This is a genomic window from Arthrobacter sp. K4-10C (genome assembly GCF_059090085.1).
On sequence record NZ_JBNHFI010000006.1, the window covers coordinates 72,938 to 92,311 of the forward strand.

The 19,374-nt window shown below is 66.0% G+C and carries 19 protein-coding genes; 12 read left to right on the top strand and 7 right to left on the bottom strand.

Features of this window, described 5'->3' with window-relative positions:
* From AC5RUU_RS09665 to AC5RUU_RS09680, 4 genes are all read right to left on the bottom strand, one after another.
* Positions 1 to 1,038, bottom strand: a complete 1,038-nt coding sequence (locus tag AC5RUU_RS09665) for a cyclase family protein (RefSeq protein ID WP_493974990.1) — start codon at positions 1,036 to 1,038, stop codon at positions 1 to 3.
* Positions 1,035 to 1,997 (bottom strand): fumarylacetoacetate hydrolase family protein, encoded by a 963-nt coding sequence (locus tag AC5RUU_RS09670; protein ID WP_493974991.1) that lies wholly within the window; start codon positions 1,995 to 1,997, stop codon positions 1,035 to 1,037. Before AC5RUU_RS09670 ends, AC5RUU_RS09665 begins: the two co-directional genes overlap by 4 nt.
* A gap of 7 nt (positions 1,998 to 2,004) precedes the next feature.
* Positions 2,005 to 3,024, bottom strand: coding sequence for a VOC family protein (locus AC5RUU_RS09675; RefSeq protein ID WP_493974992.1), 1,020 nt, complete (start codon positions 3,022 to 3,024; stop codon positions 2,005 to 2,007).
* A gap of 237 nt (positions 3,025 to 3,261) precedes the next feature.
* On the bottom strand, positions 3,262 to 4,443 hold the full coding sequence (locus AC5RUU_RS09680; protein WP_493974993.1) for an ABC transporter substrate-binding protein: 1,182 nt from the start codon (positions 4,441 to 4,443) through the stop codon (positions 3,262 to 3,264).
* 213 nt (positions 4,444 to 4,656) lie between these two features.
* Here AC5RUU_RS09680 and AC5RUU_RS09685 point away from each other — a divergent pair, with 213 nt between their 5' ends.
* The 9 genes from AC5RUU_RS09685 (at position 4,657) to AC5RUU_RS09725 (ending at position 13,794) form a co-directional block, all read left to right on the top strand.
* Entirely contained in the window at positions 4,657 to 5,199 is a 543-nt protein-coding gene (locus AC5RUU_RS09685) for a TetR/AcrR family transcriptional regulator (RefSeq protein ID WP_493974994.1), read from the top strand.
* Positions 5,196 to 5,549, top strand: a complete 354-nt coding sequence (locus AC5RUU_RS09690) for a DMT family transporter (protein WP_493974995.1) — start codon at positions 5,196 to 5,198, stop codon at positions 5,547 to 5,549. The genes AC5RUU_RS09685 and AC5RUU_RS09690 overlap by 4 nt, the downstream gene beginning before the upstream one ends.
* Positions 5,546 to 5,875 (top strand): DMT family transporter, encoded by a 330-nt coding sequence (locus AC5RUU_RS09695; protein WP_493974996.1) that lies wholly within the window; start codon positions 5,546 to 5,548, stop codon positions 5,873 to 5,875. The genes AC5RUU_RS09690 and AC5RUU_RS09695 overlap by 4 nt, the downstream gene beginning before the upstream one ends.
* 58 nt (positions 5,876 to 5,933) lie before the next feature.
* Positions 5,934 to 6,518 (top strand): TetR/AcrR family transcriptional regulator, encoded by a 585-nt coding sequence (locus AC5RUU_RS09700; protein ID WP_493974997.1) that lies wholly within the window; start codon positions 5,934 to 5,936, stop codon positions 6,516 to 6,518.
* Between the two features lie 222 nt (positions 6,519 to 6,740).
* Positions 6,741 to 8,444: a choline dehydrogenase gene (gene betA, locus AC5RUU_RS09705; RefSeq protein ID WP_493974998.1), complete on the top strand. Its 1,704-nt coding sequence runs from the start codon at positions 6,741 to 6,743 to the stop codon at positions 8,442 to 8,444.
* 31 nt (positions 8,445 to 8,475) lie between these two features.
* Positions 8,476 to 10,029, top strand: coding sequence for an aldehyde dehydrogenase family protein (locus AC5RUU_RS09710; protein WP_493974999.1), 1,554 nt, complete (start codon positions 8,476 to 8,478; stop codon positions 10,027 to 10,029).
* A 120-nt stretch (positions 10,030 to 10,149) separates the two neighbouring features.
* A complete protein-coding gene (locus AC5RUU_RS09715) occupies positions 10,150 to 11,754 on the top strand; it encodes an APC family permease (protein WP_493975000.1) in 1,605 nt (534 codons plus the stop codon).
* Between the two features lie 165 nt (positions 11,755 to 11,919).
* On the top strand, positions 11,920 to 12,879 hold the full coding sequence (locus AC5RUU_RS09720; RefSeq protein ID WP_493975001.1) for a lipid kinase: 960 nt from the start codon (positions 11,920 to 11,922) through the stop codon (positions 12,877 to 12,879).
* Between the two features lie 78 nt (positions 12,880 to 12,957).
* Positions 12,958 to 13,794: an alpha/beta fold hydrolase gene (locus AC5RUU_RS09725; protein WP_493975002.1), complete on the top strand. Its 837-nt coding sequence runs from the start codon at positions 12,958 to 12,960 to the stop codon at positions 13,792 to 13,794.
* 43 nt (positions 13,795 to 13,837) lie between these two features.
* Here AC5RUU_RS09725 and AC5RUU_RS09730 read toward each other — a convergent pair whose 3' ends face one another.
* From AC5RUU_RS09730 to AC5RUU_RS09740, 3 genes are all read right to left on the bottom strand, one after another.
* Positions 13,838 to 15,136, bottom strand: a complete 1,299-nt coding sequence (locus AC5RUU_RS09730; RefSeq protein WP_493975003.1) for a Y-family DNA polymerase — start codon at positions 15,134 to 15,136, stop codon at positions 13,838 to 13,840.
* 8 nt (positions 15,137 to 15,144) lie between these two features.
* Positions 15,145 to 15,576 (bottom strand): LexA family protein, encoded by a 432-nt coding sequence (locus AC5RUU_RS09735; protein WP_493975004.1) that lies wholly within the window; start codon positions 15,574 to 15,576, stop codon positions 15,145 to 15,147.
* A 223-nt stretch (positions 15,577 to 15,799) separates the two neighbouring features.
* Entirely contained in the window at positions 15,800 to 16,987 is a 1,188-nt protein-coding gene (locus AC5RUU_RS09740) for an FAD-dependent monooxygenase (protein WP_493975005.1), read from the bottom strand.
* Between the two features lie 337 nt (positions 16,988 to 17,324).
* Here AC5RUU_RS09740 and AC5RUU_RS09745 point away from each other — a divergent pair, with 337 nt between their 5' ends.
* The 3 genes from AC5RUU_RS09745 (at position 17,325) to AC5RUU_RS09755 (ending at position 19,364) form a co-directional block, all read left to right on the top strand.
* Positions 17,325 to 18,143, top strand: coding sequence for an HAD family hydrolase (locus AC5RUU_RS09745; RefSeq protein ID WP_493975006.1), 819 nt, complete (start codon positions 17,325 to 17,327; stop codon positions 18,141 to 18,143).
* A 111-nt stretch (positions 18,144 to 18,254) separates the two neighbouring features.
* Complete coding sequence (locus tag AC5RUU_RS09750) at positions 18,255 to 18,503, top strand: hypothetical protein (protein ID WP_493975007.1); 249 nt, start codon at positions 18,255 to 18,257, stop codon at positions 18,501 to 18,503.
* Between the two features lie 48 nt (positions 18,504 to 18,551).
* Positions 18,552 to 19,364 (top strand): glycerophosphodiester phosphodiesterase family protein, encoded by an 813-nt coding sequence (locus AC5RUU_RS09755; RefSeq protein ID WP_493975008.1) that lies wholly within the window; start codon positions 18,552 to 18,554, stop codon positions 19,362 to 19,364.
* The last annotated feature ends 10 nt before the right edge of the window (positions 19,365 to 19,374 follow it).

The following is a 19,374-nucleotide window of genomic DNA, read 5'->3' on the forward strand; positions in this document are numbered from 1 at the left end:
CTACCGCAGCGCGATGGGGTTGACGGGGGAGCCCACGGCGCCGGTGATGGGCAGCGGGGCCGCGGTGAGCAGGAAGTCGTACCTGCCGTCCGCGGCGCAGGCTTCCGCCAGCGCGTCCGGATCCCACATCTCGCCCAGGAACAGCCCCAGGTTGGGAATGGCGATCTGGTGCAGGGGCTGGAAGGCGGCGTCGAACTCGTTGGGCCGGACCTCGAAGCCCCAGGTATCGGTGGCGATGCCCGCGATCTGCGAGGAGTGCAGCCACGGGGCCGTACTGAAGGACAGGCCGGGGGCGGAGCCGCCGGCGTAGTCACCCCAGCCGTCGCGGCGCGCCCGGGTGTACTGCCCGGTGCGGATCACCACGATGTCCCCGCGCCGCACTTGGGAACTGGGCCCCTGGAGTGCGATGGTGCGCTCCAGGTGATCAACTGTGATGGCGAAGCCGTCCGGGAGTTCGCCATCGGTCAGGCCAAGGTCTGGGCTAAGCGCACGTCCGACGTCGAGCAGTACGCCGCGGGTGACGATCTTGGCCGCGGCGGTTTCGATGCCGGTGACCAGGTCGCCCTCGGAGGTGACCACGTCGCCCGCGGCGCGGCCGTTCCAGGCCTTGCCGCGGTCGAAGATGTGGCCCAGGCCGTCCCACTGGGTGGAGCACTGCAGGGGCATCGCGATGACGTCGTCAGCGCCGCCGAACCCGTGCGGGAAGCCCTGGTTGCCGCGTTCGGCGTCAACACCGGTGTCCGTCATGGTGTGCACGGGGTTGGTCCGGCGCCGCCAGCCTTTTTGCGGGCCGTTGGTGTCGAACGGCTGGGACAGCGAGAACGCTTCGCCTGTTGTCACCAGCGAGGCTGCCTCGATGCGTTTGCCGGCGTCGATGAAGTTCAGCGTGCCCAGCACGTCGTCCTCGCCCCAGCGGCCCCAGTTGTTGTACTTGTAGGCGGCAGCGGTGATGCTGGCCAGTGCGTCATCACGCCGGATCACCGGGGAATCGTGGGATTCCCCGGTGCCGGTGTTTACAGCTGTGTCCGGGCTGGTCACTGCTTGCTGCCTTCAGTTGTGGCTTCGTCCTTGCAATGGATGAGCTGGGTGCCCAGGCCGGTGATGGTGCCTTCCATAACGTCGCCGTCCTGGAGGAGCCGGCCCCAGTGTTGGCCGTTGCCGGCCGGGCTGCCGGTGAGGACCAGGTCGCCGGGGCGCAGCGGCATGATCTGGGAGGCTTCGCTGACGAGCTTGGCCACGCCGAAGATCATGTCCGCGGTGGATTCGTCCTGCATGGCCTTGCCGTTGAGCTTCAGCGTGACCTGCACGTTCTGGGGATCGCCGAAGAACTTGGCGGGCACCAGCAGCGGGCCGGTGGGCAGGAAACCGGGGGCGTTCTTGGCGCGGTACCAGTCGGAGCCAATGGCGGGCATGTCCTTGCGGAACACGTATTCGCGGGTGGTGATGTCGTTGACCATCGTGTAGCCGAAGACGTAGTCCAGGGCCTCCTCGGGGGTGACCCGGAAGGCTTCCTTGCCGATGACCGCCGCCAGTTCCAGTTCCCAGTCGTGGGTCTTGGAGTAGGACGGCAGGGTGAGGTCGTCGGTGGCGGAAGCGATCGCCGTCGGGAGGCCGATGAAGAAGTACGGCGTGCCCTGGCCCGCGCGCTTGTCCATCATCGCGGCGGTCCTGGTCCGCACTTCCTCCTCGTCCTCGCCGGGTTCGCGGTGCGCGGCGGCGAGATCGATGACGTGCTTGCGGTAGTTGGCGCCGGTCTGCAGCACCTGGGCCGGCTCCACCGGAGCCAGGATTTCGACGGCGGCAAGCGGCAGGCCGGTGTCCTCGCCGGCAGAGGCGGCAAGGGCGTCCAGCCGGCCCTCGGCGGTGTCCCAGTGCTGGATCAGGGAGTTGATGTCCCCGTCCAGCGGCAGGACGCGGTCCTTGACCAGCAGCCCGGCCCGGGCCTTGCTGTCGCCCGGCTCCTGGAACCGGACCAGGGCGTAGGTGGTGTCGGTCATGGTGCCGTTAGCCCCGGCCCTGCTTGGCGTACGGGTTCAGGAGCGCTTCCTTCATTTCGGGGGAGGCGCCTTCCTCGGTGGCGGTGAAGCCCTCGGCCGGCGGGAAGGACTCGGTCATGGAGTGCGGCATGGCGCCGTTCTTGTAGAAGTTGTTGGAGCCTTCGGAGGGCTTCCAGGTGTTGGGCTCCCAGTCCGGAACGTAGTTGCGGTAGCCGCCGGAGTTCAGCTCGACCCGCAGGCCGGACGGCTCGCGGAAGTAGAGGAAGTTCTGCTCGCCCACGCCGTGGATGGAGGGGCCGTATTCCATCGGGGTGCCATTTTCCATCATTACGTCCGCGGTGCGGAGCAGGTCCTCGTGGGTGTCCACCCAGAAGGCGATGTGGTTCACGCGGCCGGCACGGCTGGAGGTGTCCAGGACAACGCCGAGGTCGTGGGACTTCTCGTTGGTGGTGAGCACGGAAAAGACGGTGATGGGGGCCTCATCCAGCTCGACGAAGGCCATGACGCGGAAGCCGAGGGCCTCGCTGTACCACTTGGCGAAGCCGCGCACGTCCTGGGTGGCCACGGTGACATGGTCCAGGAAACGCGGGGCGGCTGCGTGGCTGCTGCGCTTCTCCGGGCGGTCCGGGTAGGTGGACTTGAACTCGGGCTCGGCGACGAACTTTTCGACGTCGAAGAAGAGTCGCATGTGGTGGCCGTAGGGGCCGGTGAACTCGTAGGCCTTGCCGTAGCCATGTCCGCCGGCAGTCCAGGTGCCCTGCACGCCGCCGGCTTCGATCCGTTGGGCCGCTGCCTCAAGGGCCGACTGGGAGCTGGTGCGCCACGCCATCCGGCCAAGGCTCGCTTCCTCGCCGTGCGTGACCACCAGGCTGTAGCGGTAGTAGTCGCCCCAGCAGCGGAGGTAGACCCTGCCGTCCACACGGTCAACGATGCGCATGCCGAACTTTTCCTCGTAGAACCTGGCCGATGCTTCGACGTCGGGGGCGGTGATCTCGAGGTGGGCGAGATGGGAGAGGGGAGTTTCCACGCTGAATTCCTATTCCTTCTGGATACTGGCTGCCGTGCAGGTTGCTGCAGGTCCTGTAACTACTGTGAGGCAGCTCATGTATTTGGGGAAGGCGCGGTTTTTGATAGCAAGTATTCGCGGCGCTGATAGTAGAAATCGCCGCCGCTCAACGCTCTCTCACTTGATGCATGAAAAGCAGCAACGCTCTCCCACCTTCCAGTTCAAAGTGCGAGAGCGTTGCTGTGCGGTGCTTTGCGCCTACTCCTTGCCGAGTCGCGCCGCAGAGGTCTTTTCGCCCGTGACTTGGTTGAGCGCCGCCAGGTCGAAGATGCCGTTGATGTCGGCCTGCTTGGTGGTCCCCGCAGCGACTCCGTCGGCCAGGAGCTTTTCGTAGGTTCCGGCCAGCGGATCCACGGTGAACACGATGTTCTTCAGGGACCGGTCGATCACGTCCGCCTTCAGCTCGGCGCCTGCGGCTTCCTTCAATGCCGCGTTGATGACGCTCGCCTTCTCGCTGTCGGCAGCCTTGTTCAGCCACTCAACCGACTTCACGTGGCCCTTCAGGAGCGCCTTGACGGTGTCAGGGTGTTCGGCGGCGAACTTCTGGTTCACGATCAGGATGGTGGTGGGGAACTCGCCGGGCTTGCCGGACAGCGAACCGTCCCACAGGTCTTTTTCGTCCACCAGAACCTTCGCTCCGGCGGTCAGCACCAGGCGTGAGGCCCACGGCTCAGGCAACCACGCGCCGTCGAGCTTTCCGTCCTGGAACAGCTTGAGGGTCTGGGCGTTTTCCGTGGGGTTGATGGCCACATCGCCGCTGCCGTCCACGTTGGTCTTGTAGCCCTGGGAGGCGAGCCAGGCGCGGAGGGCCACGTCCTGCGTGCCGCCGAGCTGTGGAGAGGCGAGCGTCTTGCCCTTGAGGTCCGCCGCAGAGTTAATCTCCGGCTTGACCACCAGTTGGGCGCCGCCAGCGGCGGCGCCGGCAATGATGTGCACGGACTCGCCGGCGCTCTTGACGTAGGAATTGATGGCCGGGTTGGGGCCGATGTAGGTGGCGTCGATGGCGCCGGCGTTCAGCGCCTCGATGGCGGCGGGGCCCGCGTTGAACACCTGGGTGCTGAGTTTGGTATCCCCGAGCTCCCCGGCAATGTGGCCCTGGCTTACGCCCACCAATGCGGGAGCGTGGGTGACGTTGCCGAAGTAGCCAAGTTTGAGTTCGGTCGCAGGGTTTCCGGCGGGGGCGGCTTCGGCGGCCGGGGCAGTGCCGGGGTTGTTGCTGCTGACGGCGGAGGCGACGGCGGCGCCCCCGCCCACGAGGGCGAGGACTGCTGCCGCGATGCCGATCTTGAAGCCGAGGGGCCGTTTGGGTGCTGCCTGCCCGGCGACGATGCGGGTGGAGTTTCCCGCGTTCCGGGGGCTCTTGTCCGTGGGTTCTGCCATTGGAATTCCTTTGCTGGGTCTGATGCTGAGTTGAGAGTACGGAGCGGCCAGCGGCGCCACAATCGTTCCTGTAGCAGGCGTTCACGGGGCGACGCGGACGCTCAACACGGCGTAGTGGAGCGTCCAGAAACGTCGCGGGGCGTCTTATTGGGGCGGCTTAGAGAGGGCATGAACAGCGCTCAAACTTTACCGTCCGGATGGTAAAGTTTGAGAGTGAGAGAGAGCCAGCGCCCCCAAATCCTGGAAGCGGGCCTGCGCGTGGCAGCGCGCAGCCAAGGTGCCGCCATAACGCTGGATGCCGTGGCTGCGGAGGCAGGTGTTACCAAGCCCGGGCTGATGTACCACTTTCCGAACCGTGATGCGCTGATGGTCGCCCTGGTCCAGTACGCCGCCTGCCAGTTGGAGCGTAGAATGGCGGCGCTCCTGGGCCGCAGCGAAGGAACGGTGGAGGAGCGGTACCGCGCCTATGTCCAGGCGGCGGCCGACGGGCAGAACATGCGCGCGGAGTGGGCCCTGTGGTTCCACTCCTCATGCCAGGCTCAGCTGCAGGAAGCCTGGGCCCAGCACCTGGACCCCTGGCTCCTGATACCGGACGGGACACCGCCTGCCCGGCGGGCGAGGCTTCTGACTGCCCGGCTGGCCGCCGACGGACTATGGGCTGCCCAGGCCAGCGGCGTGGGTGCGCCCGGGAAAGCTGACAGGGCGGCAATCGTGGCCCACATCCTCGGCCTCATTGATGACGGGGGAGCGGAATGAAGCGGTGGCTTTACCTCGGCGGAGCCATCGTCACGGAAGTCAGTGCAACCCTTGCCCTGAAGGCTGCATTGGAAACGCCGGGTTGGTATGTCCTGGTGGTTGCTGGATATGCCGCCGCCTTCTTCCTGTTGACCGTCTGCCTGCGCCTGGGGATGAGCATCAGCGTCGCGTACGGCGCCTGGGGCGCCGGTGGTGTGACCGCTACCGCCGTGCTGTCGGCGGCGATCTTCGACGAGCCGCTGACCTGGCTGATGGGCTTCGGCATCGCGCTGATTCTGGCAGGGGTCATCACCGTCGAAGCCGGATCGCAAAAAGCCCACCGCGCCAGCCGGGGGGAGGAGCAGTCATGACCTGGTTTTTCCTTGGCCTGGCAATTCTCACCGAGGTTGCGGCAACCATGTCCCTGCGCGCCTCGGAGGGCCTGAAAAAGAAGCTGTGGCTGGTTCCCATCGTCCTCGGCTATGTCGCCGCCTTCGGTTTCCTGAGCCTGGCGCTTGACCATGGGATGCCGCTTGGCGTGGGGTACGGCATCTGGGTGGCCTGCGGCGTGGCGCTGACAGCGGTGGCCAGCCGCGTCCTGTTCAAGGAGCCGCTGACGCCCACCGTGGCTCTCGGGATCCTGCTCATTTCCGCCGGAGTGCTCGTCGTCGAAATCGGTGCCGGCCAGGCCCACTAGGAACGTGATCGCCTGGCGCCCGGATGCACCGTCTCTGGTTTCCCCATATTCTGGCCGGGTGGATACAAGCACCGTGAACTCCGGCGAACAGGTTGACCGGCAGGCCCGCATTCTCGAGGCCGCACTGGACCTCCTGTCACGCCACGGCATCTCGGGTGTGAGCATGCGTGCCGTTTCCCGCGAGGCCGGCGTCGCGCTGGGGCTTGTGAACTACTACTACGAGGACAAGACGAGCCTGATCCGCGCCGCCCTGCACCGGATCGATGAACGCGACCTGAGGCTGGTGGCGCCCGATCCCGCTTCGCCCCCGGACGAGCAGCTCCGGAAAGCCCTCCGGCGGGTGGCGGATCCGGAGTTCCTCACCACGCAGCATCTGTCCCTGCGCCTTCACCTCTGGGCGCTCGCGCAGGCCCATGAGGACTTCGCGCACATCAATGCTGCAGCCTTTGACCGCTACCTCAAGGGGCTCGCAGCGTTGCTGGGGAATGCCCGGCCTGAGCTGTCCACCGACGTGTGCAGGGAGCGGGCGGCCGACATCGTCGTCGTGCAGAACGGTATGTGGCTGACTGCGCTCCTCGGCGTGGACGAAGCCTCCATCCAGCGAAGCATCGCCCGTACGGAAGAAATCGCCTTCGCCACCTAGGGCCGATGCGCCTGCCGGACAACGCCGCCCGTCTCAATTCCTGACCTGCCACGTAACAATCAAAATTCTTTGAACGTTCGTCCAGTTTAACTATTGAACACTCGTTCAAAGTGAACTACTGTCCTTCGGTATGACCTACACCACACAATCGGAGTGGCGCGGAAATAAAGGCGTTTCCCGCAGTCTCCGGTGGATGCAGCAGGTAGAAGGAGATTTAGCAGCATGACAAAAACCAGCTACGACTACGTCATCGTCGGCGGCGGAAGCGCGGGGTCCGTGCTCGCCAACCGCCTGAGCGACGGAGGCCAGAGCAGCGTCCTGGTCCTTGAGGCCGGACGGAGCGACTACCCCTGGGACCTTTTCATCCAGATGCCGGCCGCGCTCACCTTCCCCAGCGGCAACCCGCTCTATGACTGGCGCTACGAATCGGACCCCGAACCGTACATGGGCGGCCGGCGGGTGGCCCACGCCCGAGGCAAGGTCCTGGGCGGTTCCAGCTCCATCAACGGCATGATCTTCCAGCGCGGCAACCCGCTCGACTACGAGCGCTGGGGCGCCGAAGCCGGCATGGAAACGTGGGACTTCGCGCACTGCCTGCCGTACTTCAACCGAATGGAAAACGCGCTCGCGGCAGACCCAAACGATGAGCTCCGCGGGCATAACGGTCCCCTCGTACTGGAGCGCGGCCCGGCCACAAACCCGCTGTTCCAGGCCTTCTTCGAAGCCGCCCAGGAAGCCGGCTACCCGCTGACGGACGACGTCAACGGGTACCGCCAGGAAGGCTTTGCAGCGTTTGACCGCAACGTGCACAAGGGCCAGCGGCTCTCCGCGTCCCGCGCCTACCTGCGGCCCAATTTCGGCCGGAACAACCTGACCGTCCTGACCCGGGCACTGGTCACGAAGATCAACTTCACGGGCAACGTGGCCACCGGCGTCACCTACCGCCGCAACGGCAAGACCCACCAGGTGAACGCGGGCGAGGTGATCCTGGCCGGCGGCGCCATCAACACCCCGCAGCTGCTCCAGCTCTCCGGCGTTGGCGAAGCTGCCCACCTGAACTCCCTGGGCATCAACTCCGTTGTCAACCTGCCCGGCGTCGGACAAAACCTCCAGGACCACCTCGAGGTCTACATCCAGCACGCCTGCACCCAGCCGGTGTCCATGCAGCCGGCCCTGGACGTCTGGCGCATGCCGTGGATCGGCATGCAGTGGCTCTTCGGCCGCAAGGGCCCGGCCGCCACCAACCACTTCGAAGGCGGTGGCTTCGTCCGCTCCAACGAGGACGTGGCGTACCCGAACCTGATGTTCCACTTCCTCCCGGTCGCTGTCCGCTACGACGGCCAGAAGGCGGATGCCAAGCACGGCTACCAGGTGCACATCGGCCCCATGTACTCCGACGCCCGCGGCACCCTCAAGATCAAGTCCACAGATCCCACGGTGCACCCGTCCATGGTGTTCAACTACCTGTCCACGGACCAGGACCGCCGTGAATGGGTCGAGGCCATCCACGTTGCCCGTGACATCCTGGGCCAGTCCGCCATGGGCCCCTTCAACGGCGGCGAGCTCTCCCCCGGCCGGGCGGTGCAGACCGACGCCGAGATCCTGGACTGGGTTGCCCGCGACGCCGAGACGGCGCTGCACCCGTCCTGCACCGCCAAGATGGGCCCGGACTCCGATCCGATGGCCGTGGTGAACCCCCTGGACATGACCGTGCACGGTACCCGAGGCCTCCGCGTGGTGGACGCCTCGGCCATGCCCTACGTCACCAACGGCAACATCTACGCCCCGGTGATGATGCTCGCAGAAAAGGCGGCCGACCTGATCGCCGGCAAGGCACCCTTGGCGCCGCAGCACGCGGAGTTCTACCGGCACGGCATCAGCCCGCTTGAGCGGAACGCCGCCGCTGCCCCGGCAGGCAGGGCCTAGGCATGATTGATGCACAGGAAAAGGAGCAAGCATGACCGCCACCGTTGAGCAGGCACACCAGGCCGGCCAAGCGCAAAACACCGTCAAAGGCCTGTACATCGACGGCGCCTGGCAGCAGGCGTCCGACGGCGGCACAACAGTCGTGCGCTGCCCCGCGGACGGCGGCGAGGTGGCAGTTGTCGCCAGGTCGACGGCGGAGGACGCAGAGCGGGCAATCGCCAGTGCGCGGGCAGCCTTCGACGGCGGCCCTTGGCGGCGGCTCACGGACATCGAGCGGGGCGCCGTCCTGCTTCGGGTGGCTGAGCTGCTTGAGCGGGACAAGGCGGCTTATGCCCGGGCCGAGGCGCTGGACACAGGCAAGCGGCTCGTCGAGGCCGAATACGACATGGACGACATTGCCGCCTGCTTCCGGTACTACGGCAAGATCGCGGGACTCGATGCGGGCCGGGTAATCGACACGGGCCGGCCGAACGCCATCAGCCGCGTGGTCTACGAGCCCCTCGGCGTCTGTGCCCTCATCGCCCCGTGGAACTACCCGCTCCTCCAGGCGGCCTGGAAGGTGGCGCCGGCACTCGTCGCCGGAAACTCGTTCGTGCTCAAGCCCAGCGAGCTCACGCCATCCACCTCGATCCTGCTCATGGAGACCCTCGCAGAAGCCGGTGTTCCCGCCGGCGTCGCCAACCTGGTCACCGGAACCGGGTCGCGGGTGGGCGGCCCGCTCAGCTCCGACCCGCGCGTGGACCTCGTCTCCCTGACGGGAAGCCTGGCCACGGGCCAGACCATCATGGCCGCCGCGGCGGAGACGGTGAAGCGCGTCGCCTTCGAGCTCGGCGGCAAGAACCCCAATGTCGTCTTCGCGGACGCGGACTGGGATGCCGCCGTCGACAATGCCCTGACCGCCGTGTTCCTGCACTCCGGCCAGGTCTGCTCTGCAGGGGCGCGGCTCGTCGTCGAGGAGACGATCGCGGACCGCTTTGTGGCGGAGGTGGTGGAACGGGCGAAGAAGATCCGGATGGGTGGGCCGTTCGATCCTGACGCCGAGACGGGCCCGCTCATCTCCGCCAGGCACCGCGACCAGGTCCACGCCTACGTCCAGGCCGGCATTGCGGAGGGCGCTGAGCTTTTGTGCGGCGGCTACATTCCCGACGACGGGCCACTTGCGGACGGTTTCTTCTACCCGCCCACGGTCCTGGGCAACTGCCGCTCCGGCATGAGCGTGCTCCAGGAGGAGTCATTCGGTCCGGTGCTGACCGTGGAGACATTCCAGACCGAGGACGAGGCCGTGGCCATCGCCAACGACACGGAGTACGGCCTGGCAGGCGCGGTGTGGACATCCGACGCGTCGAAGGCGCAGCGTGTTGCGGGCGCCCTCCGGCACGGAACAGTATGGATCAACGACTATCACCCGTACGTCCCGCAGGCGGAGTGGGGCGGCTTCGGGAAGTCCGGCATTGGCCGGGAGCTTGGCAGCGCGGGACTCAACGAGTACCGCGAGGCAAAACATATCTGGCAGAACATCCAGCCCGCACCCAGCGGCTGGTTTGGCTCACCTGCCGGTGACGCCGTGGTGGGGGCCGCCGGCTAGCAACAGCATTTGGGGGAAACGGCCGGGCGCCGCAGGCGCGGTGCCCGGCCGCCGATATCACCCGCGTCCAACGGCGGCCGCGGGTCATCACCATTGTGCTTTTCTGACCTAGGAGTTCAGATGTTGGAACCCAGCAAGAGTACTGATTCAAGCGGCATGGACGAGTTCGGCTATGCCCAAACCTTGGACCGCAGCATCGGCAAGTTCGCCAGTTTCGCGGCCGGAGTCAGCTACATCTCCATCCTCACCGGCGTTTTTCAACTGTTTTACTTTGGTTTCTCCATGGCCGGGCCCGCCTATGCGTGGTCCTGGCCCATCGTTTTCGCCGGCCAGCTCATGGTGGCGCTCTGCTTCGCCGAGCTCGCCGGACGCTATCCCGTGGCCGGATCGGTCTACAACTGGGCCAAACAGCTCTCATCAGGGACGTTCGCCTGGCTGGCCGGCTGGCTGCTGCTCATCTCCTCGATCGTGGCGCTCGGAGCCGTGGCCCTGGCGCTGCAGCTGACCCTGCCCCAGATCTGGTCCGGTTTCCAGATCATCGGCGACGGCACCGGCACCTACGATTTCGCCCTCAACGGCGTGCTGCTCGCCAGCATCATGATCTCCATCTCAACCCTCATCAACGCCTTCGGCGTGAAGCTAATGACCAAAATCAACAGCATCGGCGTCTTCGTGGAACTCGCTGCCGCCGTGCTCCTGATCCTGGCCCTTGCCTGGCATGTGGTGCGGGGGCCGGAAGTCCTTTTCAGCACCTCAGGCTACGGCGAGGACCACGATCTTGGCTTCTTTGGGGTGTTCCTCATCGGCGCCATGGCATCGGGGTACGTGATGTACGGCTTTGACACCGCCAGTTCCCTCGGTGAGGAGACGAAGGACCCGAAAAAGACGGCTCCCAAGGCCATCCTGCGGGCAATCACGGCGTCCTTCATCCTCGGCGGACTGATTCTCCTCGGCGGACTCCTGGCCGCCCCCGACCTGAACGACCCCAAGCTGGGCGCTGCCGACGGCGGCCTGCAGTACATTGTGCTCTCCGTGCTGGGAGGCCCGTTTGGCAAGGCCTTCCTGGTGTGCATCGTCGTGGCCGTGATCGTCTGTACGCTCGCCGTCCACGCTGCCGCCATCCGCATGATGTTCGCCATGGCCAGGGACAACAACCTGCCCTTCAGCCGCCAGCTCAGCAAGGTGCACCCCGAGCGGAAGACGCCCACGGTGGCGGCCATCGTCATCGGACTCATCGCCATCATTCCGCTGATCGTCAACATCTCCCAGCCTGCGATCTTCACCATCCTGTCCAGCATCAGCATTGTCCTGATCTACCTGTCCTACCTGCTGGTCACCGTCCCGATGCTTCGGCAGCGCTTCCTGAAGAAATGGCCGCTGTCCGACGAAGGCCACGGAAAGGCCGGGTTCAGCCTGGGCAGGTGGGGGGTGCCCGTGAACATCCTGGCGGTCCTGTGGGGCGGGGCCATGACGCTGAACCTGATCTGGCCGAGGCCGGAAATCTACAACTCGGTGCCGCCGTTTGAGTGGTACCTACAGTGGGGCGGCGTGATGTTCGTGGGTGCCGTGAGCATCGGCGGCGCACTGCTCTACCGTCTGCGGATCCGGCACCGGACAGGAGTCCTGGCGGAGCACGCGGCAGCAGCACAGCCGGCGCGCGGCCTGAGCGAACCCGATGCCCCGGTTGCGCACCAGCTGGTGTCGGCCCCCTCATCCAATCCGTAGCCTTGCCCAATCCATAGCATTGTCCAACCTCTGGCATGTCAGTCCTGATGGGCATCCCCTTCGCGAGCGCTGCGAACGGGATGCCCATCAGTGCTTCGGAAGAAGTCCCCGGGGGCGGACGCGGCTAGCAGGGATTTCCAAGGTCAACCGCCCTAACATGTCCCCATGAAGGTTGCCCGAGAGGCCCGCTCTGCTGCCGTGGTGATTAACGCAGGATCACGCCGTGGCGCGGCGGCAAGCGAACTCGCGGTGCACCGGATGAAAACGGCAGGCGTGCCAATCTCCTCCGTGTACCACGTCCTATCGGGGGCCGAGCTGGCCGGGACGCTCGACCGGGTGCTTGCGGACGGGCCGGACCTGGTGGTGGTCGGTGGCGGCGACGGGACCGTGACGTGCGCAGCCGGCCGGGTAGCCGGCACGGAGGTGATGCTCGGTGTTCTGCCGCTCGGCACCGCGAATGATTTCGCCCGCACGCTGGAGATACCAACCAATCTGGCCGAGGCGTGCGCTGCCGTCGCAGACGGGAGGGTGGTGGACGTCGACCTCGGCCGGGCGAACGGCCAGCCCTTCCTCAACGTGGCCTCAGCCGGCCTGTCGGTGCGTGTTACCGAGGCTCTCAGCCCACGCCTGAAGCGGCATATCGGGCCGCTGGCGTACGGCGTTGCCACCCTTCGTTCGTATGCCCGGCACGAGCCTTTCCGGGCCCGTCTGGAGTTCCCTGAAGGGGACCACGAGCCGATGCAGCTCGAGGGCTTGCTGCAGGTGGCCGTGGGCAATGGCAGGTTCTACGGAGGCGGCAACACAGTTTCGCCAACGGCGGGGATCGACGATCACATTCTTGACATCTACGCAATCCTGGCAGCACCGCTCTGGGAGCACGTGAAGATCGCCAGGCTGCTCAGGGACGGAAGCTTTGTGGAGCACGACCGGGTGTACCACGTGACCAGCCGGCGCGTCCGGCTGGTCACCGCGCCACCGATGCCGGTGAACCTCGACGGCGAGATCGCGGCCATCACCCCGACCGACTTCACTGTGCAGCGAAACGCCGTTCACGTCGTCGTGCCACAGTCCAGCAACAGCGCATTGTTTGACGGGCCGTACGCGCCGAGGGGGACGTCCCTCTGAAGAGTCTATTACTGGCGGCCGCACTGGAGCAGTGTCAGGATTGGAGACACGACCACGCCCGTGGCAAGAGGAGGCTTGATGACCGGCGGGGCACCAGCCGCACCCGAAACCGGCTACGCGCAGGTCAACGGGCTCCAGATGTACTACGAGCTGCATGGCGACGGCGGCACCCCGCTGGTGCTCCTGCACGGCGGGCTCTTCGATATTGAGCAGCAGTTCGGTGCGCTGATCCCGAGCCTGTCAGCCGGGCGCCGGGTGATCGCCACGGATTTCCAAGGGCACGGACGCACCAACGACACAGACCGGCCACTGGCCACTCCCCATCTGGCCTCAGATGTCATCGGGCTTCTGCGGCACCTAGCCGTGGACAAGGCCGATATCTTCGGCTTCAGCGTCGGAGGTGCGGTGGCGCTGGACATCGCCATCAACCAGCCGGAACTCGTGCGCAAGCTCATCGTTTCGTCGGTGTCGTTCCGGCCGGAGGGGGACCGTGGCGGCAATGCCGAAGCTGTCGGGGAGATGACGGTGGACATGATCGCGGGAACACTGATGGAGGAACGCTACCTCGCTGTGTCTCCGCATCCCGATCGCCAGCACCTGCAGGCCCTGCTCAACAAGCTGGCACGCTACGGCGAGGGCGAGATTGGATGGAGCGATGACGACATCCGCGGAATCGCCGCGCCGACGCTCATCACGGTGGGCGACTGCGACATGGTCAGGCTAGACCACGCGGTAAAGTTCCTCCAACTGCGCGGTGGAGACGTGAACGGCGACTTTGAGGGTGTGCCGGAATCGCAGCTCGCGGTGTTCCCGGGCACCAGCCACTTTTTTGGGCTGGCGCGGACCGACCTCGTGCTTGACGTTGTGACGACGTTCCTGGATGCGCCCGCGCCCACCGGCTGGGCGGATCGGTGAGGGCATCATCTTCCTGGTTCCTCCACGTCCACCAGGCGGCGGATCAGGAGGCTTTGACCAGGGGGAGTTCGTCCCAATGCGTTGTGTACCGGGGCGACTGCATGGCGCGCTTCATGGACCAGTCCACTCCGCCCTTGATGCCGCCGTGGCCCAGTCCGATGGAGCCGCGCCCAAAGCGGCGGCTCACGTCCTCGAGGAGCGGGCCGATGCCGCGCTCCTCATGGCGGTTTTCGAAGGGCTCCAGCGGTGACTGGTTGCCCGGGGGGCGCAGGTCGGTGAGCATGAGCCCCGCCTTGGCATACTGCACGCCATCGCGGACGCCGGGCAGCAGGGCATAGGCGGCCTTGGCGAGCAGGAGCGGATCCGCCGTCGGCATTGGAAGGGATACGCACACCGAAGGGTAGGCCTGCTCATGCTGCCTGAAGGGGGATGTGGCCGCAAAGGCGGTCAGGACTTTTGCCTGGAGCCCGTGCCGGCACAGCCGGGCGCTGGCCTGCTGGCCGTAAACGCTGAGGACCTGACGCATGCCTGCAACAGTGGTGACCGGTGTGGAAAAGGAACGGGAGAAGATGAGCTGGTCCCGGCCGATGCGCTCTTCCTCCATGGGAATGCAGGGGATACCGCGCAGCTCCAGCACCGTGCGCATCACCACCACCGAGAACTTGTCGCGGATGACCACCGGGTCTGCGCGTACCAGGTCCAGCACGGTGAAGATGCCGAGGACATTCAGGCGCCTGGCCAGCCGGCCGGCGATGCCCCAGATCTCGTCCACGGGCAGCCAGCCCAGGAGCGCCTCCCGCTGCGGCGCCGGTACGGCGTCCCAGTGGCACACTCCGCCGAAAGAGGCGTTGTTCTTCGCCCACTTGTTGCACAGCTTGGCCAGTGTCTTGGTGGGCGCGATCCCTACGCAGACGGGGACTCCCACGTTCCTGCGGACCGCAGTTTTCATGGCCCGGCCGAGCGTCAGCAGCTGCTCCGGCTCACCCTTCACTCCCAGGAAGGCCTCGTCGATGCTGTAGACCTCCAGCCAGGCCGAGTACCTGCGGAGCAGCTCCATGACCCGGGCGCTGATGTCCCCGTACAGCTCGTAGTTGCTGGATTTGGCTACCAGGCCCCACTCCTTCGCGCGGGGCGCGAGCTTGAACCACGGGTCACCGGTCCGGATGCCAAGGGCCTTCGCCTCGGGCGAGCGGGTCACGGCGCACCCGTCGTTGTTGGACAGGACAATCAGCGGCCGCCCCTCAAGTGAGGGGTCGAACGCGCGTTCTGCCGAGGCGTAGAAGCAGTTCACGTCCACGTGCGCGATCTGCGGCATCTGCCGCATCAAGACCGGCTTAGGCATGGCCGGTGTCAGACATGGTGCAGGCACCTGGTGGCCACGCCCCAGACTGTCAGCTCCGACAGTGCGGGGACCCGGATGTCCGGGTACTTCGGGTTTTCCGCCTGCAGCACCACGCCCGTGGCAGTGATACGAAGCCGCTTGACTGTCAGTTCCCCGTCCAGCACCGCGATTACCACCGAACCGTCCTTCGGCTCAAGCGCCCGGTTGACGATCAACTCGTCGCCGTCGCTGATGCCGGCCCCCTCCATCGAGTCCCCGGTAACGCGCACCACGAACGTGCTGGTGATGTCCTTGATCAGGTGCGCGTTGAGGTCGATCCGGCCGTCGAAGTAGTCCTGCGCCGGCGACGGGAAACCGGCCGCCACCGCGACGGGAGAGACCAGCACCGACAAGTACGAGGCACCCGCATCTATCACGCGGGGACCAACAATAACGCCCACAACACACCCTTATTCGAAAATATGTTCCCATTAGCTTACGCCGTGTGCGGCGATTTTGATCTGCGGGTATAGGTCGGATACAGCTGTCTTCCACGTTTGGCGCAGTCGACTCTGATCAGGTTGCCACGACACACCGACACTCAGGCACCGAATGTGTGTTCTAGTGGTCCGGGGGAGCTGACGAAAGGGTCAAGGCGGTTTCGGACGGCACTGTCGAACAGGCCTACTTGGCGGTTCTGCCAACGATCTGGCGGGCCACAAGCCAGTCGATCCCTGGCAGGTGGCTTGCCCTGATGATCCACCTGCGCAGGAGGAGCTGGGCTTGGTTTGAGGGGAGGAACGATGATGCGGCGCGCCTCCCGGCTGCTTGGGCGACTTCCACAACGGGTCTCCAACGTCGCTCGAATTCGGTGAGCGCTGAGCTGATTCCCTCAGGTGAAGTCACGGGGCCGAGGATGTCGCCCAGGAGAGCGGCACCGGCGGTGGCGAGCGATCCGCCCTGACCCGCGAGGAGCGATACTGCTCCGCAAGAATCGCCAACGAGAATTGTTCGGTCGCTCCGCCAGGCCGGCATGACTATCTGCGCGACGACATCGTCGTAGGCGTCCTCTGGGCACAGTTCAAGGAGCCGGTCAACCTGGTCGCCGAGTCCGGCGAACTCCCGCCACAGCCGCTCCCGGGCATGCTCGGATGGCAGATGCCCGCTAGCGCCTCCGGCCTCCCTGTAGACCATGAACGCCGCCACCTCGTCCGCGCGGAGGCTGTAAAACCCGGCCATCCGGTCGATGCTGTCCGTGAGGACAAACCGGTTCCGGAAACGGGCATTCAGGAGCGGTTCGGTCACGATGAATGCAGCGGCACGCATGCCCAGGGCGCGCAGGTAATCCTCATTGCCACCAAACACTTGGGAGCGGACCGTTGAATGGATGCCATCAGCGCCGACGAGGACGTCCGCGGCGATCGACGCCTGCGGCGAGCCGTCGACGGCGACCCCTACGCCGTCATCCTCGCTCCGGACCTGGGATACCGGGGTGCCATAGCGGATGCGCACTCGGCCCGGGGCCACGTCATCGAGGGCCGCGAGAGCGGCCCGCTCCATGTCGGGGCGTAGCAGGCTCAGGACCTTTCCACCGGCAAGCCGGGCGAATTGCTGGTAATCAAGCCGGGCAGTGGGGCGTCCCGTCACATCGACATACTCAAGGGCGTCGACCTGATAGGCCACTTCCGTGAGGCGCGGGAAGAGGCCAATCCGTTCCGCTGCCTCGAATCCTGGCCCAAAGAAGTCCATCATGTAGCCTTCCGGGCGCGGAGCGGCAGATTTCTCGAGGAGCTCGACCTCCCAGCCGGCCAGCCCCAGCTGGCGGGCCGCAACCAGGCCCGCGATACCGGCACCGACAACCACAGCCTTCATGTCCTACCTCGAACTAGTGCTTGGGCACCTCAGTCTGCCGGGACGGCAAAAGTGTGTCTACCCCACGACGAAGGAGGTCGGACAAGGGGGCAGGGACCGCAGCATGGCTGGTGGTCGTGCCCGGAAAGGCTGATCAAACCAACGGGCTGCAGGAGCTCGCCATCCGCTGGGGCACCCTCTCTGCTGGGCGTTCCTCGCCATGGCCGGCTGCTATGCGGCCTTTTTGGCGGCATGGTTCTATGACGACAAATAAAGAGGGCTGCTCTCCACGATGAGTGCCGAACCGCAAAAGCAGCCCGCCCGGCCGCTCCCTCCCGGAGCCACGTAGACTTGCGGGATGCGGTTGGTGGCAAGCGATATTGACGGAACGATCCTCGGGCACGACGGAAAAATCAGCGACCGCACCATCCGCGCCTTCCACGCCTGCCGCGACGCCGGCGTCGAACTCGTCTTCGTCACCGGCCGCCCGCCCCGCTGGCTGCACCCCCTTGAAGAACAGCTGGGCCACACCGGAACCGTCATCTGCTCCAACGGAGCCGTCGTCTGGAACCTTGAAACGGACAAGCTGGTCTCTGCCCGCACGCTCAGCATCGCCGCCGTACTGGAAATCCGCCGCATCATCAAAGACCTGCGGCCGGCAGCCCTGTTCGCCGCGGAGACACTGACCGGGTTCCATCTCGAGCCCGGCTTCATCGAAAACGAATCGAGCGAACTGCTGTCAGAGTTCACCCCGGCCCCGCTCCAGGAAACCCTCGTTGATGACGACAGCGTGGTGAAGTTCCTCGCCATCGTCCGGGACGGCACCCCGGACGATTTCCTCGCCCAGGTGCGCCCCGCCGTCGCACACCTTGCTGCTGCCACGCACTCCTCGCCCGGCGTCCCCATGCTTGAGTTGTCCCTGCCCGGCGTGAACAAGGCCGTCACCCTGGCCGAGTACGCTGCGGCGCTGGGGATTGACTCCTCTGAGGTAGTGGCATTCGGGGATATGCCCAACGACATCGAGATGCTCCGCTGGGCCGGCCACGGCTATGCCATGGCCAGCGGCCACCCGGAGGCGATCAGGGCGGCAGGGCAGCGGGCCCCGCATTTTGACGACGACGGCGTGGCCCAGGTTCTGGAGGCTCGGCTGACTTCCCTGGGGGCCCGGCGTTCCTGATTCTCCTTCGCGCCGCCGTTCTCACAGCTGGCGCTCACTTCGCGTTCACTTTCGCTCGGTAGCGTGAAGTGCGGAGAGCAGACACCTCTCCTGCAGGCTGAAGGGGTAGAGATGGCACGGAACGCCAAGCATGATATCGCCGATGCACCGCTGCGCAGGGCAACACCCGCGCCGCACTGGAAGACGCTCCGCCAGGGCGACCGCGTCCGCGTCCTGTTCACGCCAGGGTTCGAGACCGGAGGCGTGGTGGACGCCATCACCCCCGACAACACCGTGGTGTGGATTAACCTCGACGGCGGCCGCGGCCGTACCCTGCTGCACTGCGGCGACGGCGTCGAAATCCTGCCGCTGGAGGAGTAACTCCAAACCGGCTGACTGCCGTGCGGGCACCTCCGGTACGCTCGCACTGTGACCCTGCCGTTCTTCGCCAACCCCGACACTGACGGGCGCCAGCTCCCCATCGCCATGGCGCACCGCGGCTTTTCGCCCGAGGGGCTGGAAAACTCAATGGCCGCGTTCCGCGCCGCCGTCGAACTCGGTTACCGGTACCTGGAAACGGATGTCCACACCACGTCAGACGGCGTGCTGCTCCTCTTCCACGACGACACCCTGGACCGGGTGACCGATGGCCGGGGCAAGGTTTCGGATCTGGCCGCGGCGGACGTTGCCAAGGTGCGCATTGACGGCCGCGAGCCTATTCCAACGTTTGACGGATTGATTGCCGAACTTCCCACCGCCCGGCTCAACCTGGACGTCAAGGACTGGAACTCTGTCCGCAGCACGGCGGCCGCCATTGAACGGCACGGGGTGCATGACCGCGTGCTGGTCACCAGTTTCTCCGACCGGCGACGGCGGGCGGTGCTGAAGCTGCTCAGCCGCCCGGTTGCCGCCTCGGCCGGCGTTGTGTCGATCGCCCTCTTCACCTTCCTGGGACCGGTACTGCCCGGCCCGGCTTTCAGGTGGCTGATGCGCCGGATCCTGCGCGACGTCCAGGCGCTGCAGGTGCCGGCACGCCGCAGCGGCGTTGAAGTGGTCACGCCGGGGTTTGTCCGCCGCGCCCATGAACTAGGCCTGGTGGTGCATGTCTGGACCGTCAACGACCCCGCGGAGATGCGCCGCCTGCTGGGCCTGGGCGTCGACGGCCTCGTCACGGACCGCGCCGACCTGCTCAAAGAGATCCTCATGGAAAAAGGCGGGTGGCCGCCCCTGCCACCCGCCTGATCCTGCTTTT

What these genes read in the sequence shown, in the direction of transcription:
- AC5RUU_RS09670 (WP_493974991.1), bottom strand. Translation starts at nt 1,997, where the DNA reads ATGACCGACACCACCTACGCCCTGGTCCGGTTCCAGGAGCCGGGCGAC.
- AC5RUU_RS09680 (WP_493974993.1), bottom strand. Translation starts at nt 4,443, where the DNA reads ATGGCAGAACCCACGGACAAGAGCCCCCGGAACGCGGGAAACTCCACC.
- AC5RUU_RS09690 (WP_493974995.1), top strand. Translation starts at nt 5,196, where the DNA reads ATGAAGCGGTGGCTTTACCTCGGCGGAGCCATCGTCACGGAAGTCAGT.
- AC5RUU_RS09695 (WP_493974996.1), top strand. Translation starts at nt 5,546, where the DNA reads ATGACCTGGTTTTTCCTTGGCCTGGCAATTCTCACCGAGGTTGCGGCA.
- betA (WP_493974998.1), top strand. Translation starts at nt 6,741, where the DNA reads ATGACAAAAACCAGCTACGACTACGTCATCGTCGGCGGCGGAAGCGCG.
- AC5RUU_RS09710 (WP_493974999.1), top strand. Translation starts at nt 8,476, where the DNA reads ATGACCGCCACCGTTGAGCAGGCACACCAGGCCGGCCAAGCGCAAAAC.
- AC5RUU_RS09715 (WP_493975000.1), top strand. Translation starts at nt 10,150, where the DNA reads ATGTTGGAACCCAGCAAGAGTACTGATTCAAGCGGCATGGACGAGTTC.
- AC5RUU_RS09720 (WP_493975001.1), top strand. Translation starts at nt 11,920, where the DNA reads ATGAAGGTTGCCCGAGAGGCCCGCTCTGCTGCCGTGGTGATTAACGCA.
- AC5RUU_RS09725 (WP_493975002.1), top strand. Translation starts at nt 12,958, where the DNA reads ATGACCGGCGGGGCACCAGCCGCACCCGAAACCGGCTACGCGCAGGTC.
- AC5RUU_RS09730 (WP_493975003.1), bottom strand. Translation starts at nt 15,136, where the DNA reads ATGCCTAAGCCGGTCTTGATGCGGCAGATGCCGCAGATCGCGCACGTG.
- AC5RUU_RS09740 (WP_493975005.1), bottom strand. Translation starts at nt 16,987, where the DNA reads ATGAAGGCTGTGGTTGTCGGTGCCGGTATCGCGGGCCTGGTTGCGGCC.
- AC5RUU_RS09745 (WP_493975006.1), top strand. Translation starts at nt 17,325, where the DNA reads ATGCGGTTGGTGGCAAGCGATATTGACGGAACGATCCTCGGGCACGAC.
- AC5RUU_RS09750 (WP_493975007.1), top strand. Translation starts at nt 18,255, where the DNA reads ATGGCACGGAACGCCAAGCATGATATCGCCGATGCACCGCTGCGCAGG.